The sequence below is a fragment of the Paenibacillus vietnamensis genome (genome assembly GCF_020169515.1).
Classification (GTDB): Bacteria; Bacillota; Bacilli; order Paenibacillales; family Paenibacillaceae; genus Pristimantibacillus; species Pristimantibacillus vietnamensis.
In genome coordinates this window covers 131,757-145,027 of sequence record NZ_JAHMHW010000004.1, presented here as the reverse complement: position 1 = coordinate 145,027, position 13,271 = coordinate 131,757, and the positions used below count along the sequence as shown (strand labels likewise).

Below are 13,271 nucleotides of genomic sequence, written 5' to 3'. Positions count from 1 at the left end.
TAAATGCGATGTGCCGCTAGTTTAACCGAAGCCGTTTTTTTTATTCGCAGCCCCTTTCTCATTGATAATCATTTTCGATAGAGGTATAATAAATGATGACGGATAGGAAATTATGGGACGGATGAGAGGATCGGGACCGAATATGAGCTCTACTGGAACTATATTGGATGTAATTGCAGAAAGGTTTGATCTTACGACCATAAAGCGGGAGCAAGCTGTATTCAGCTGCCCTGCCGCGGATTTGCTCGATGCCGAAAAGATGAAGCGGCTGCTGGAGCTGTATACGCCGATGGTGAAGGGGAAGGATCAGTCGGTCGGCGAGGTATATATGACCGGATGGTTCAGAGGTCCGATGCTTGCCTTGATCTATATGCTGTCGGTTGGCAAGCAGGCCGTAAATTTATCCCTGGACAACTTGACCATCCAGCTCTTTAAAGCCAGCTACAACAATAAGGAATACTACCGCTGCGAATTTCTGATCCGCCACTCGGAGCTGGAGGACGGGCCGGAGGATCAGCGGCACTATGAACAATGGGCGCAGGAAAAGATGGGCGGCTTTTATGAATATACGGTCCGGCCCGTGCTGGAGTCGATAGCAGCAGTCGGTACGCTGAAAGCGGGAATGCTGTGGAGCCAGCTGCCTACCTCTCTCGAATACGGGCATGAGCTCCTCATGAAATCGGATGCGAGCATTGTCGCGAAGCAAAGAGCCGAGCGGATTTACGGCTTGATCAAGTCACTGGACGGAGAGCGGTTCGGCAGAACGAAAAACCCGCTTGATGTCAAATTTCGGATGACGGAATCGATGGACGACCCAAATAAGCAGGTCCGTATGAAATACGCCTGCTGCTTGTACTATTTGGTCGAGGACGGCTATTACTGCTTTACCTGTCCGAGGATCAAGGAAAGCGAGCGGGAAGATAGGCGCGCCGAATGCCGAGCGGCGAAACAGGGATAACGCGAAAATGGTGTAACAAAAAAACCTGAAGGACTCCGTAATCGGCGATGTCTTCAGGTTTTTTGCTATTGTTAATGCTTCTGCATTTCTTAGCTATTTCATTTTGAAAACGTTAATCGTTCGAAGCAGCTGGGCTGCCATATTGCGCATCCGTTCCGTTTCCTCCACGACGGCCTGCACCGAGGCAATTTGCTCGTTCATCGAGGCGGAAACCTGCTCTGTGCCTGCGGCGGACTGCTGCGTAATTGCGGATATGTTCTGAATCGCTCCGGAAATTTTGCGGGCGCTTTCCAGCATCGCATCGCTTTCCTGCGAGAAAACGAATATTTTATCGGTAATAAACTGAACGCTTTGCACGATCTCATTAAAGACGATCTCGGATTCCTTGATATGCTCGGTCTGCAGCTTCACGACTTCTTCGTTTATTTTCATATTGTTAATCGTATGTTTGATGCCTTCGTCGATGCTCTTCACCAAATTAAACACCTGCTTTGTGGAAGCCGTCGATTCCTCGGCCAGCTTCCGAACCTCTTGAGCGACGACCGCGAAGCCCCGTCCGTGCTCTCCGGCGCGTGCGGCTTCGATGGAAGCATTCAGCGACAAGAGGTTTGTCTGCTCGGCGATATCGGAAATCGTCGTCGTAATGGCGCTGATGCCCTGCGCCTTGCGCGCAAGATCCTCGATGGTGGCCGATACTTTTGCCGTTGCCTCAACGTTGCGCCGCATCCCGTCGGCCTGTACGTCAAGCGCCTTCATTCCTTTGTCTACAAGCTGGATCGTTTGCTCCGAGCGCACGTTCATTTCTTTCGTAGAATTCGCGTAATCGGACACCTTTTCTTCGATTTCGGTGATCGATTCGCTCATCTCGGCGACATCCTCCGAAATTTCGTTTGCGCCCGTTGCGAGCTCGTTAGCGGAGGCGGCAACCTGCTCCATTGCGATTTGAATATTGTGATTTTTGTCAAAAATGCTGTGGCTTGTATCGGATACGTGGCGGATGATATTCGTCGTTTCCGTTAAAATTTCACGCAGCTTATCGATCATGCTGTTAAAGGAATGGCCAAGCTCGCCAAGCGCAGAAGAGGAGCCCGTATCGATTCTTTGCGTGAAATCCCCTTTTGCAATGCGGAGGGCGGTTCCCTTGATTTCATCGAATGAACTGTTAATCGATTTCTCAATAAAGGATACGAGCGGGAGCGTCACGATCGCTAACACGATGGCTGCAACGATGCCTGCAAGCACCGAGCCGCCCGATACGGCCAGGATGAGCAGCATAATGAGAGAAAGCACCAATAAATTCAAGTAAAAAGTGATCATTAGCTTATTGCGCACGGATAGCGAATAGTACCATTGGATCATTATGTAAGCGCTCCTTTTAATAGAATATCCATATTATAGCACCGGGTGCGAAATTGGTCTATAATTGTCGATTCATTAAAATGGATCAATTGGACCGCATGCGGAGTTTCGGAAAATACTAAAATGCTTTTCGGTGAAACAATAACTAGAAAATGATACCATTATCAGTAATCTGAATACATTAATAATTTTATTTATTTCATAAAAATTTCGTTAAAGTTCTGTCGTGAACGAAGATGACAGTTCTATTTTTTATGAAATTACATGTATTTGCTTTTTCTTTTTGTCGAATAAGATTGAAAAATGTAAAAAAATATAAAAAATATGTTGTAAATGAGCGTAAAGAACTATATAATATGCGTTGAGACCTAATAGGAATTATAACCAATAGAGCTTTGAAGGAGGATATTCTGTATGGAAATGGATTCTGTATCACTCGCACGTCAGGTTGATTTTGTATTTCGCCAGCTCGAAGGAGAGCTGACCAATGCAACTGCCGGTACCGTATTGATTCATGTCCGCAATAATGCGGTAGGAAAGTTCGGCATGAGGCATCATCCGATCGAAAGCCGGAACGGCAAATTCGAGCAGGGGGGACAAGGCTTAACGTCCTCTCAGGTACAGGCATTCCGCCAAATGGCAATCGACGCGCTGAAATACAGAAGAGATTGGACGCATGGCGAGATTATGTACGATTTCTCCGTACGTTCAAGCGCCAATTCCTGGTCTGCCAGCATCCTGTACGAATCGAATTACAATATGGCGAGCTGGAATACCCGTTATTATCCGAAGCATCAAAGCAAAAGGGAGCTGCCCTGAGAGGAAAGAGAGGTCCGGCGAAGTGCCGGACCTCTCTTTCCTCTTACAGCCCGAAATCAAGATCAGGATACACATAAGGCGATGCAGGCGCCTCGATCCGCTCAAGCTTCTCAGCCTTCAGAACGATTATTTCGTTCTCCATGTAGGATGTTGTCGTCAATTTGCCTTTTACCGATACCCATTCGTCCTGTGCGTAATCCGTCGCCCTCGGCCACTCGATCATCAGCCCGTATGGAAGAGCGTCTGCCGAGCAGCAGTTCATGGCAAACCGGCTGACCGCAAACCGGTTATCGCCCATTTCTTCTTCGCGGTATACGAATCCCGAAATTTCAACCTCTTTGCCGGCAAACGCCTCGCGGTACAGATCCAGAGTCGTCAGCGTCTCGATGTACTGCTTCTCCGGAACGGTAATTAACGATTGTTTATACAGCACCTTGCCGTATGCCGCATGCGCTTCGGTATATTCATCGTATGGGAAAAGGGGGTCGGCGCTTTTTCCTTCTCCGTTCTCCGGCCCGCCGTCCGGCGTGACCCGCTCCAGCGCCTCGATACCGGACAAGCTCACGCCTTTCTTGGCCGCCAGCTCGCTGCCCAGCGTTCCTGTCGGAACCAGGAAGCCCAGCATCAGCGGAAAAAGGAATAAGCCGTATATGAGAGAATTTTTGAACACGGAAGGGGAAGGCTCATGTTCGCAGCCGCATGCCGGCTCGTTGCTTCCCAATCGCTTTTGCAGAGCAGCATAAATTTGGTAGATGGCTGCCGCGTACAAACCGAGCGCAGACAGCTTGACGTAAAGCTCCATGCGGGGAGCGATATAAAGCGACATTTCGCCCGTCCGGTCCACATATACGATATACATGGCGAATCCGGTAAGAATGGCGGCTCGTATTAAATGGTGGATCATAGCAATACCTCCGTCAACCATGCTCCGGCAAAGGTAAGCACCGCCGTCAAGGCGATAACCGCCAGCACGATTTTAGCCCGGAAGGTGCTGAGGAGCATCAATGTATTTTTTAAATCAATCATCGGGCCGAACACAAGAAAGGCGAGCAGCGGCCCGTAATCGAACATTCCGCTGAAAGAGGACGCAATAAAGGCATCCGAGGTGGAGCATATGGATAAGAGGAAAGCGAACGCCATCATGAACAAATAGGCGAATATTGGCTGGCCGGCATATGCTTCCAAAGTACTGCGTTCGACCGCGGTTTGAATAAGGGCTGTCAGAAGGGCGCCAAAGATAAAATATTTGCCCATTTCGAAAAATTCATCGGACGAGTGGGACAGCACCGAAGCGAACCGGCTGCGGATCCCTTTGCCGCGGAGGCTGTGATCATGTTCGCGGCCGTTATGATGGTGGTGGTGATTGTGATGGTGGTCATGATGGTGATGGCTGTCAGCGCCGCCGCGCGATGGCGAAGCTTTTAACGGGTTGCCGCGCATGAACCGGTACAAAAGGAAACCGACAACGACAGAGACGGCGAAGGCCAGTCCCATCCGCGAGTAAGCCATCTCGGGGGTTGTGCGGAAAGCCATAAATGTCGAGGTATAAACAACCGGATTGACGATCGGTCCGGCCAGCAAATAGACGATTCCGATATAGGCGGGCATCCCTTTACGGATTAAGCGGCGGACGACAGGAATCATGCCGCATTCGCAGAGCGGGAACAAAATGCCGAGCAGGGCGCCGAACAGCACGCCGGCCACAGGATGCTTGGGCGTAAATTTCCGGATCAGCTCGTCGGTTACGAATACCTGCAGCAGCGCGGAGAACAAGACGCCGAGCAGGATAAACGGGAAAGCTTCCAGCAGGATGCTGATGAACAATATTTTAAAGGACTGCAGATTCGCTTCGTTAAAGACGTGAAGGGGCAAATCGCGGTTCGCGATAATCAAATAAATCATAATAAGGCAGCCGGCCGCAAGCGACGGCGTTCCGTAACGGAACACGAATCTGAGCATGACGGAAATCCCTTCTTCCACAATTAAATGTAATGATTACGAATAACTATGTTTATCAGTATATCTTATGCTCGTCCCGCCGACAATAGGACACTTTATCACAGCCTGCTTGACAATACGGCGAACATAGGTATAATCGGTTTAAATGCGATGACGGGAATAAGTAAGCTCGAATGGATTGCGGACAGAGAGCCGGTGGTTGCTGTGAACCGGTGCAAGCTTCGAGGCTGAATGGGACCCTGAGCGGATAAACGGAAACCGGCGGCGCCGCTGCCGAAGATGTTTGTACGGATGCTCACCGTTACGGGGCATGAAGGCCCTGCGGACTGAAGAGTCCCTGCGGCGAATTAGGGTGGCACCACGGTCCCTCGTCCCTTGCGGCGGGGGCTTTTTTGCGTTTATCGAGCTATACAATCGAAAATGAAGGAGTCGTGTTACGATGAAAAAGGTTCTTTCCGGCATTCAGCCGAGCGGCCAGCTTACGCTGGGCAATTATATCGGAGCGATGCAAAATTTCGTGAAGCTTCAGCATACCGAGGAATGTTTCTTTATGGTTGTCGATCTGCACGCCATTACCGTCCCTCAGGAGCCTGCAGCGCTGAGAGAGCAGACGGAGGCGGTTGCGGCCTTATTCATAGCGGCGGGCATCGATCCTGCCAAAGCAAGCGTATTCGTTCAATCCCATGTTCGCGCCCACGCCGAGCTGGGCTGGTTGTTTACGACGCTGGCCAATATGGGCGAGCTGGAAAGAATGACGCAATTTAAGGATAAATCGGCAGGCAAAGAATCGGTCGGAGCGGGACTATTCGTCTACCCTACATTAATGGCTGCGGACATATTGGTTTATAACGCGGATCTGGTGCCGGTCGGAGACGACCAGAAGCAGCATCTGGAGCTTACCCGTGATCTGGCGCACCGGTTTAATACGCGGTTCGGCGATTACTTTACGATACCGGAGCCATATATTCCGAAGGTCGGCGCCCGGGTCATGTCGCTGGACGATGCAAGCAAGAAGATGAGCAAGAGCAATCCGAATGCGGGCAGCTATATCGCCCTGCTGGACGCCCCTGACGTCATCCGGAAAAAAATTAGCCGCGCGACTACCGATTCCGGCCGTGAAGTCAAATTTGATCCGGCCAATAAACCGGAAATCAGCAACCTGATCAGCATTTACTCGCATTGCGCCAATATATCGGTCGCTGAAGTTGAGGCTCGTTACGAGGGGCAGGGTTACGGGCCGTTCAAGAAGGATCTGGCGGAGCATGTCGTTGCTGTCATCGAGCCGCTTCAGGCAAAGTACAACGAGATCAGAAGCTCGGGCGAAATCCATCAGATCTTAAAGCGGGGCGCGGAGCGCGCTTCTGAAATTGCAGACCGCACTTTGGCCGATGTGAAGGAAAAAATGGGCTTTCTTCCGCCGCTCGTATGACCAATGCAAAAAGAAATCAAGGCCGACAACCGTCAGCCTTGATTTCTTCTGCGGAGCCGGGCGCGTACGATAAAGCCTGCCCCGATTGTGAACAGAGACAGCAGGCCGAACAGCAGGACGAACCAGCCGCTGTGGCTGATGGAGACGGCCATGGCGCTCATAAAGGCGATTGCCAAGGTTGAGAAGAACAAAGAAAGCGGTTTGGACATAGGATTTCTCTCCTTAATAAATAATCAATATATTTTTTAGAATGCGGAATACTTTCTCCCCTCGTGCACATAATAAGCTTGCAAGCTTGCAGCACACATCAAAGTGAAGAGGACGAAAGGAGAAATACCAATGGCATCAAGCAGAAGTAATCAACTCGTCGTTCCACAAGCAACAGCGGCTCTTCAACAAATGAAGCTTGAAGCGGCTCAAGAGCTGGGCGTGCAAATTCCGCAAGACGGCTACTATGGTAATGTTTCGACTCGTGATGCAGGCTCCCTTGGAGGCTATATTACGAAAAAGCTTGTTCAAATTGCCGAGCAACAGCTTTCTGGCGGCAGCCGTTAATCGCTTCTTATACACAATTGAAATGGAGCCCAAGGCGATGCCTTGGGTTTCTTTTATAGCATAATCGAAAATCGGACGAAACGAAAGAAAGTCCCTTCCGGCTTCGGAAGAGACTTATTGGAAATACGCTTAATACGTATCCATGCGCAGCCGTTTCATTAACCGGTCGTCGCTTAGCCAGCCCACATACGAACCGACCGTTTCATAATGTTTGTTCATAAGCAGCACTCCCACGAACGGGTATTGCTTGCGGTGACGGTACCTCACATCCGACCATCTGACCTCGTAGCCCCATTGATGCTCGCGGACATCGGCGCATGCGAAGCTGGTAAAATACAAGAAGGAACGGATGGCCGGGTCGTTTTTCGATTTTTCTACAGCAGGGTGGTCGGAGCATTTGACCCTGTCCAGCCAGCTTAAGCTGCTGCCGTTCAAGCTGCCGATAACGAAGCTGCCGTCTTTCACTTGTTTAACGACGTTCCATTTCGTAAGCGAAATCGTCGGAATGGCTACGTAGGTGTCGCCCTTGTTATGCTCTTCGTCTATAGCCTCCAGCCTGGCAACCGTCGACCTGGCGGCGAATGTTCGCCAAACGTAGTAGACGGCCAGGAACAGATACATAAGCGGAAACATAATGGCAGGATTTACGAAACCGGCCGCCCAAAGTAAAATGGCAATAACATGAACGGTGAAAATGACCGGATCAAAAATATGAATAATATTCCATGAGATCCATTTCTCCGAAAAGGGCCTCATCGCTTGCGTCCCGTAGGCGTTGAACAAATCGGTGAAAACATGGACGCAGACGGCAAGCAGCACCCACCCGCCAAGATGAAGCCATGGAATCGTGCCCTGAAAAAAAAGCTGGATGATGGCTGTAATCAGTATCGTCCAAATGGCGATGGCCGGCAGCGAATGGGAAATGCCGCGGTGGTTTTTAATATAGACGGCATTGCCTTTCAAGCGCAGCAGGCTGTCCAGATCGGGAGCCTGCGAGCCGGCGACCGTGCCGAGCAAAACGGCGGTCTGTACTGCAGGATTGGCTGCTACGACAGGGTCGATCGTGGCGAGCCCCGCTAATCCGATGCCCATGACAAGATGTGTGCCTGTATCCATGATCAGTCCTCCATATCGATTCGATTGATTAGGTGTAGTATCGGCTCTGCGGGGGAACTTTATCAAGGTAATCAAAAGGAGATCGAAGGGAAATGTACATTTGTTTCGCGGAATACCGGATCGCACCCGAAAGCCGGGAGGCATTTTTAGCTTTTGCTAAAGCGCATTTGAAGGGCAGGAATGACGTGTATTTATATGAAGGAACAGATCAGTACAATTTGTTCGTCGAGGTGTGGCAGGCCGGATCGGAGGAGGAGGCCGAGCGCATAAAAAAAGAACGCTGCGATGAGCGTTCTCTTTGGGCTCGCATCAGCGAGTGGATTGCCGGCGGGTCCGCCAAGCTGCATGTGTGGACCTTTAAGCCGACGTTTACACCTGAAGGAGAGGAGCGTTAACGTCCGTTTGTTCCTACCGTGCCGAGCGTTGCCGTACCCATCGGAGTGGCGGAAGTGACAGTGCCGCCGTTAAACGGATACTCGTATTCGATTTCCTCGTCAAAAGTGACATAATCCAGGTTAAGGGTGAGCAATAAGTAGCGCATGCCGGTTGTCGGGTCGCTAATAATAATATGGTCGCGTCCCGCGGCTTCGATAATGCCTTTGAATATTTTAGCGTTCCACTCGCGGTTGTTTTCGTATGTCATATAGAACGTGGCCAATTTGCCGCGGTTTAAGCGCAAAATGTTCTCTACGTAAGATTCCTCGGCGACCGGTACGGTAACGATGTTGCCTCCCGATGGGGTAATGAAGGAACCGCTAGGTATGGTTGGCGGCGTCGGTGACGCTTGCGCCTGCATGGCGCCCGGATACGCCATTGGCTGCATCATCGGCTGCTGCATCGGCATCATTTGCTGCTGGCCTCCTGCCGGATATGGATATCCGCCTCCGCCGAAGGGTGCGTTGCCGAAGGGTGCGTTGCCGAAGCTTGGATATGCTCCTGTTTGAGCCGGACTCACTTGCGTTTTGTAGCCGTAACCTTTGGACATGTTGTTGCTCCTCGCTTTCGCTTTTAAACGTGTGGTGAAAAAGTCCGAAGCCTGCGCCGTTCGTTTGATCGCGAGGCGCCGGCCGCTTGCTGTTCACCACACCATTTTAAAATCTAAAATTAATACGGAAGGACAGTCTTCACTTGTCGGTGTGAAGAAGCAGTGCTTCTTGAAACGGCCGCTGTTCCTTTGGTCGTACCAGGTATTAGGGCAATTGCCTGCCGAACATCAGATGCCCACCTCGCCCTCGCCCTCCGCTTCCGCTCGCATGAGGCGGGCAAGCAGCTTCGTTTGTTCGGAATTCGTTTTGATAACTGCCATATGCTTATGCGTTCACTTCCCTTCGGATCAGAATGGAACGAATGATTCGCGAATGGTCATAGGCGATAAACTACATAGTTATTGTATTGAGCGCCCACGAAAATGGTTCCTAAACGAATTGTCACAATTTGCGTGGCAAAATGATGAACAAACGGCGCGAACGTTGTCACGGCTTGCATTTTTCGGTATGATTAGTAACGATTCATCAATGAAAGATAGACGTCCTTGGCGTCTCGTCGCATAACTCGGGAGGCTCGCTTCGTGCTGAAAGACTTGATTGCATTGACCAAACCGCGGCTGCTTCGGCTTAACGTGTTCGCAGCGCTTGGTGGTTTTTTAGTAGCTTCCAAATGGGATATTAATGTCATCATGCTTATTTGGACGCTGATCGGTTCTACGTTAACGATCGCTTCGGCAACCGTTATTAACAACTACTGGGACCGGGAATTGGACCAGAAGATGGAGCGGACGAAGGATCGCGCCCTGCCGACCGGCAGAATGCAGCCTGGAACGGTTTTGATTTACGGCATTATATTGGGAATTGCGGGGATGGGCGTGCTGTTCGGTCTCGTAGGTACGCTGGCCGGCTGGCTCGGTCTGCTGGGCTGGTTCGTATATATTGTGATTTATACGATCTGGCTGAAGAGAACGTCAACCTGGAGCACGTCGGTAGGCGGCATTTCGGGAGCGATGCCTCCGGTCATCGGCTATTGCGCCGTTACGAACGAGGTGGACGCCGGGGCCTGGATTTTGTTCGCGATTTTGTTCCTTTGGCAGCCGGCGCATTTCTGGTCGCTTGCCATCCGCAGGGTCGAAGAGTACCGCGCGGCGGGCTTTCCGCTTTTGCCTGTCGTTAAGGGGATTAAGCGCACGAAGCTGCAAATGATTCCTTACGTGCTGCTGCTAATTCCGACCGGCATTTTGTTCTATACGTATGGCTACGTCGGCGTTTATTTCCTGATCATCTCGGTTGTCGGCGGGGTCGTTTGGCTTATTCATACGCTGCGGGGCACCGGAGCTAAGGACACCGAAAAATGGGCCAAGACGAATTTTTTGATTTCGGTCAATTACTTAATGGTTATTTTTATCGTCATGATTCTGAATACGACGGGATCATAACACAGGCATCATAGGGAGTGGATCAAGTGGCTTTTTTGAAGAAACATAGCTTTAAGCTTGCTGTGCTTGCACTTTGCGCGGCAATGGGCATTTATTTGTTTATGACTTACGTAGCCAAGCCGAACGAGCCGCTCGAGGTGCTGCAGGCCGCTCCTGCTTTTCAGATGAAGGATATCGACGGCAACAGCGTGTCGCTCGAATCGACGAACGGCAAAGCCAGAATCGTTTATTTCTATTTTGCCAATTGCCCGGACGTATGCCCTCCGACGACCTTCCTGCTCTCCGAGGTGCAGGACAAGCTGAGGGAGCAGAATAAGCTGGGCAGCAAGGCCGAGCTGATCTCGATCACCTTCGATCCGGAGCGGGATACGCCGGAAGCGATCCGCGATTTCGCTCAGCGGCTGGACGCCGAATTCGACGGCTGGCATTTCCTGCGCGGCGACAATTGGGAAAGCACGCTTCAACTGGCAAAAGACTTCGGAGTTGCGGTCGTCAAGGAAAAGGACGGAAGCTTCACACATATGAATGTCATTACGCTGGTCGATCAGGAAGGCCAAATCCGCAAATGGATTAACGGCAGCCAGGAGGATCTGACCGCCGACCAGATTGTGACCGAGCTGAATAAGCTGCTGTAAAACGGAACAAACCGCCGGGAGCGATGCTCATGGCGGTTTGTATTTGTGCAGGGGTTAAAAATCTTCCTTCAGCCATTCCGTCGTCTGCTGTCCCGGATAGGCAATATGCTCCTCGAGCCCGGCCTTCTCCAGCTGTTCGATGAGATACTCCTCCGGCGTGTGCTCGACGCCCGAGTAGCCTCTGCGCGTATAAAGATGCTCGGCGTCGGGAAACTGCTCACGCAGCAGGAACCTGATTTTTTTGCCGGAGGAGTCATTGTCCGTGAATATGTATACCTGGCTGTCGCCGACCTGCCTGCGGAGCTTGTCGAGCTGCTCGGCGCCCGGGGTGCCGAATGTGCAATAAATGGGCACGCGGGCTGCGAGTACGCGCTTTAACCGGGCTTTGTCGTTTTTGCCTTCCACAATGATTGCGATATCCACTGCCCTCACCTCGGTTTGCAGGAGTGTGTTAAGAAGCTGCCTGCTCTTAGTTTACCACCGATTGCGCATTATACGAATAGCCCAAAAAACGGCCTGCCGGTGCAGGCCGTTTTCTGTTCTAGTACCACATGCAAGTGCACGCTATTATAACGAGCAGGATGAACAGCACCAGGATTATGCCGATATTATTCGTCCAGCCGTTATACCCGTACCCTTGGTTCGCAGACTCAACTTTAGACATCTATGGAGTCACCCCTCTTTCTTCTCGTTACAGCGCCGATAACGTTCCGCCTAAGCAATTACTCGCCCGAGCAGGTCATCTGCCACACTGTATCATATGTCCGGGGATGCCATTAGCCCTGTGCGTATACCCATACTCAGGAAAAATGGGTGCGGGAGGAAAGAGAGCGCGAGATGTGCATCGGGAGCAGCGTCACCGCGATCATCAGCGCGATAAAGGCGATATAGTATGGCGAAATATGATCGCGGACATGGCCGGCAGCCAGCGGACCGATGAAGGCTCCGACGGAGAAAGCGATCGACAGCACCGAGAAAGTGCGGCCGTAGCGGGCTCCTCCGCTAAGCTCGATCAGCAGGGTGGAGAGGGCCGGCAGGATAACGCCCTTGGACATGCCGACGAACAGCAGCATGACCATAAGCGGCACGGGAATTTCGGAGGCGATCAGAAAATAGACGATGGCTAGAAAAAGCGAGCCCCATAACGTCCTCTGGAAGGAGGATACCCGGTTCAAAAAGAGCATGCTCAGCGTGACGAGCGCCCCGATGCTGACGACGGAGAACAGCAGGCCTGTCGTCATCATCGCCTCCTGCGTCTTGGCAAGCAGCGGCAGCTCGAAGGACAGGATGCCCTGGGCGCAGCTGAGCGCAACCGGCAGCGCATAGACGAGCCAAGGAATCGGCGGGGCCGGCTCCAGAGGCAGCTTGGCCTTTTCCTGGACAGGAGAAGCTGCATTTGGCTTCTCTTGGTCATTTTTTGCGGCGGCCTGTACGTCCTTAATGAAAAAAACGGCGCATACGGCCGTTACGATGAGCACCCAGCCAAGCACGGTAAACGCCGTCGTAAAGCCGATTTTGGCGACCAGATAAGCTCCTGCGGCAGGCGATACGACGGATGCGAGCGTATGAATGAGCCCGTTGCCCGCCATAAGCTTGCCCTGCTCCGTCCGGTCGCTCGTCATTTTGGCCAGCAGGGAGAGACAGGCGGGAGAGAGAAAGGCGAGCACGAAACCGCTGATCGACCGCAGCACCAGCAGCTGCCACGGGTCGGTCACGCGCGATTGGAACAGAAGCACCACGCCGGCCGCCATCAGGCTGAATACGATGAACAGCCGGCTGCCGTAACGGTCGACGCCGAAGCCGGCTATGAGGTTGCCGGGCAGGTGGGTAATCGAATACATGCCCATCATCAGTCCTATAAAGGACGGCGCTGCACCTATCGAGATCGCAAACGGGGTTAAAATCGGGTATTGGGCATGCAGGTCAAAAAAGGCGACGAACAAAAACAAATAAAGCCAAATCGCGGTTTTCAGGGGCCGCACCTCCTTGCCAAATATATCCTCTTATATACTTGTA

General features: G+C 51.7%; 16 protein-coding genes and 1 other annotated feature. Of the genes, 7 read left to right on the top strand and 9 right to left on the bottom strand.

Features of this window, described 5'->3' with window-relative positions:
* Positions 1 to 142: 142 nt before the first annotated feature.
* The gene (locus KP806_RS11060; protein WP_224723656.1) at positions 143 to 958 is read left to right on the top strand and encodes a hypothetical protein; all 816 of its coding nucleotides are present in this window, start codon (positions 143 to 145) and stop codon (positions 956 to 958) included.
* A 93-nt stretch (positions 959 to 1,051) separates the two neighbouring features.
* Here the strand turns inward: KP806_RS11060 and KP806_RS11055 are convergent, their stop codons facing one another.
* On the bottom strand, positions 1,052 to 2,317 hold the full coding sequence (locus KP806_RS11055) for a methyl-accepting chemotaxis protein (protein ID WP_224723655.1): 1,266 nt from the start codon (positions 2,315 to 2,317) through the stop codon (positions 1,052 to 1,054).
* A gap of 414 nt (positions 2,318 to 2,731) precedes the next feature.
* Here KP806_RS11055 and KP806_RS11050 point away from each other — a divergent pair, with 414 nt between their 5' ends.
* A complete protein-coding gene (locus tag KP806_RS11050) occupies positions 2,732 to 3,136 on the top strand; it encodes an O-methyltransferase (protein WP_224723654.1) in 405 nt (134 codons plus the stop codon).
* Between the two features lie 43 nt (positions 3,137 to 3,179).
* Here the strand turns inward: KP806_RS11050 and KP806_RS11045 are convergent, their stop codons facing one another.
* Together KP806_RS11045 and KP806_RS11040 are read right to left on the bottom strand one after the other, a co-directional pair.
* The gene (locus tag KP806_RS11045) at positions 3,180 to 4,040 is read right to left on the bottom strand and encodes a TIGR03943 family putative permease subunit (RefSeq protein WP_224723653.1); all 861 of its coding nucleotides are present in this window, start codon (positions 4,038 to 4,040) and stop codon (positions 3,180 to 3,182) included.
* Positions 4,037 to 5,095, bottom strand: a complete 1,059-nt coding sequence (locus KP806_RS11040; RefSeq protein WP_224723652.1) for a permease — start codon at positions 5,093 to 5,095, stop codon at positions 4,037 to 4,039. The genes KP806_RS11045 and KP806_RS11040 overlap by 4 nt, the downstream gene beginning before the upstream one ends.
* Positions 5,096 to 5,236: 141 nt before the next feature.
* Positions 5,237 to 5,474 (top strand) — a binding site (T-box leader).
* 60 nt (positions 5,475 to 5,534) lie between these two features.
* Between KP806_RS11040 and trpS the strand changes: the two genes are divergently transcribed.
* Entirely contained in the window at positions 5,535 to 6,524 is a 990-nt protein-coding gene (gene trpS, locus KP806_RS11035) for a tryptophan--tRNA ligase (RefSeq protein ID WP_224723650.1), read from the top strand.
* Between the two features lie 32 nt (positions 6,525 to 6,556).
* Here the strand turns inward: trpS and KP806_RS11030 are convergent, their stop codons facing one another.
* Entirely contained in the window at positions 6,557 to 6,733 is a 177-nt protein-coding gene (locus tag KP806_RS11030; RefSeq protein WP_224723649.1) for a hypothetical protein, read from the bottom strand.
* Positions 6,734 to 6,863: 130 nt separating this feature from the next.
* On the opposite strand from KP806_RS11030, the gene KP806_RS11025 reads away from it, so the two are divergent.
* On the top strand, positions 6,864 to 7,079 hold the full coding sequence (locus tag KP806_RS11025) for an alpha/beta-type small acid-soluble spore protein (RefSeq protein WP_224723648.1): 216 nt from the start codon (positions 6,864 to 6,866) through the stop codon (positions 7,077 to 7,079).
* 129 nt (positions 7,080 to 7,208) lie between these two features.
* On the opposite strand, the gene KP806_RS11020 is transcribed toward KP806_RS11025, so the two are convergent.
* Complete coding sequence (locus KP806_RS11020) at positions 7,209 to 8,195, bottom strand: metal-dependent hydrolase (protein WP_224723647.1); 987 nt, start codon at positions 8,193 to 8,195, stop codon at positions 7,209 to 7,211.
* A gap of 92 nt (positions 8,196 to 8,287) precedes the next feature.
* Between KP806_RS11020 and KP806_RS11015 the strand changes: the two genes are divergently transcribed.
* Positions 8,288 to 8,590 (top strand): hypothetical protein, encoded by a 303-nt coding sequence (locus tag KP806_RS11015; RefSeq protein ID WP_224723646.1) that lies wholly within the window; start codon positions 8,288 to 8,290, stop codon positions 8,588 to 8,590.
* Here KP806_RS11015 and gerQ read toward each other — a convergent pair.
* The gene (gerQ, locus tag KP806_RS11010) at positions 8,587 to 9,180 is read right to left on the bottom strand and encodes a spore coat protein GerQ (protein WP_224723645.1); all 594 of its coding nucleotides are present in this window, start codon (positions 9,178 to 9,180) and stop codon (positions 8,587 to 8,589) included. The two genes, KP806_RS11015 and gerQ, sit on opposite strands and share 4 nt — an antisense overlap.
* 561 nt (positions 9,181 to 9,741) lie before the next feature.
* Between gerQ and cyoE the strand changes: the two genes are divergently transcribed.
* Together cyoE and KP806_RS10995 are read left to right on the top strand one after the other, a co-directional pair.
* A complete protein-coding gene (gene cyoE, locus KP806_RS11000) occupies positions 9,742 to 10,620 on the top strand; it encodes a heme o synthase (RefSeq protein ID WP_224724020.1) in 879 nt (292 codons plus the stop codon).
* A 26-nt stretch (positions 10,621 to 10,646) separates the two neighbouring features.
* Entirely contained in the window at positions 10,647 to 11,255 is a 609-nt protein-coding gene (locus tag KP806_RS10995; protein ID WP_224723644.1) for an SCO family protein, read from the top strand.
* Positions 11,256 to 11,309: 54 nt separating this feature from the next.
* Here KP806_RS10995 and KP806_RS10990 read toward each other — a convergent pair whose 3' ends face one another.
* The 3 genes from KP806_RS10990 to KP806_RS10980 form a co-directional block, all read right to left on the bottom strand.
* On the bottom strand, positions 11,310 to 11,678 hold the full coding sequence (locus KP806_RS10990) for a toprim domain-containing protein (RefSeq protein ID WP_224723643.1): 369 nt from the start codon (positions 11,676 to 11,678) through the stop codon (positions 11,310 to 11,312).
* A gap of 118 nt (positions 11,679 to 11,796) precedes the next feature.
* Entirely contained in the window at positions 11,797 to 11,919 is a 123-nt protein-coding gene (locus tag KP806_RS10985) for a YjcZ family sporulation protein (protein WP_224723642.1), read from the bottom strand.
* Positions 11,920 to 12,055: 136 nt separating this feature from the next.
* The gene (locus KP806_RS10980) at positions 12,056 to 13,228 is read right to left on the bottom strand and encodes an MFS transporter (RefSeq protein ID WP_224724019.1); all 1,173 of its coding nucleotides are present in this window, start codon (positions 13,226 to 13,228) and stop codon (positions 12,056 to 12,058) included.
* Positions 13,229 to 13,271 lie beyond the last annotated feature (43 nt).

What these genes read in the sequence shown, in the direction of transcription:
- KP806_RS11060 (WP_224723656.1), top strand. Translation starts at nt 143, where the DNA reads ATGAGCTCTACTGGAACTATATTGGATGTAATTGCAGAAAGGTTTGAT.
- KP806_RS11055 (WP_224723655.1), bottom strand. Translation starts at nt 2,317, where the DNA reads ATGATCCAATGGTACTATTCGCTATCCGTGCGCAATAAGCTAATGATC.
- KP806_RS11050 (WP_224723654.1), top strand. Translation starts at nt 2,732, where the DNA reads ATGGAAATGGATTCTGTATCACTCGCACGTCAGGTTGATTTTGTATTT.
- KP806_RS11045 (WP_224723653.1), bottom strand. Translation starts at nt 4,040, where the DNA reads ATGATCCACCATTTAATACGAGCCGCCATTCTTACCGGATTCGCCATG.
- KP806_RS11040 (WP_224723652.1), bottom strand. Translation starts at nt 5,095, where the DNA reads ATGCTCAGATTCGTGTTCCGTTACGGAACGCCGTCGCTTGCGGCCGGC.
- trpS (WP_224723650.1), top strand. Translation starts at nt 5,535, where the DNA reads ATGAAAAAGGTTCTTTCCGGCATTCAGCCGAGCGGCCAGCTTACGCTG.
- KP806_RS11030 (WP_224723649.1), bottom strand. Translation starts at nt 6,733, where the DNA reads ATGTCCAAACCGCTTTCTTTGTTCTTCTCAACCTTGGCAATCGCCTTT.
- KP806_RS11025 (WP_224723648.1), top strand. Translation starts at nt 6,864, where the DNA reads ATGGCATCAAGCAGAAGTAATCAACTCGTCGTTCCACAAGCAACAGCG.
- KP806_RS11020 (WP_224723647.1), bottom strand. Translation starts at nt 8,195, where the DNA reads ATGGATACAGGCACACATCTTGTCATGGGCATCGGATTAGCGGGGCTC.
- KP806_RS11015 (WP_224723646.1), top strand. Translation starts at nt 8,288, where the DNA reads ATGTACATTTGTTTCGCGGAATACCGGATCGCACCCGAAAGCCGGGAG.
- gerQ (WP_224723645.1), bottom strand. Translation starts at nt 9,180, where the DNA reads ATGTCCAAAGGTTACGGCTACAAAACGCAAGTGAGTCCGGCTCAAACA.
- KP806_RS10985 (WP_224723642.1), bottom strand. Translation starts at nt 11,919, where the DNA reads ATGTCTAAAGTTGAGTCTGCGAACCAAGGGTACGGGTATAACGGCTGG.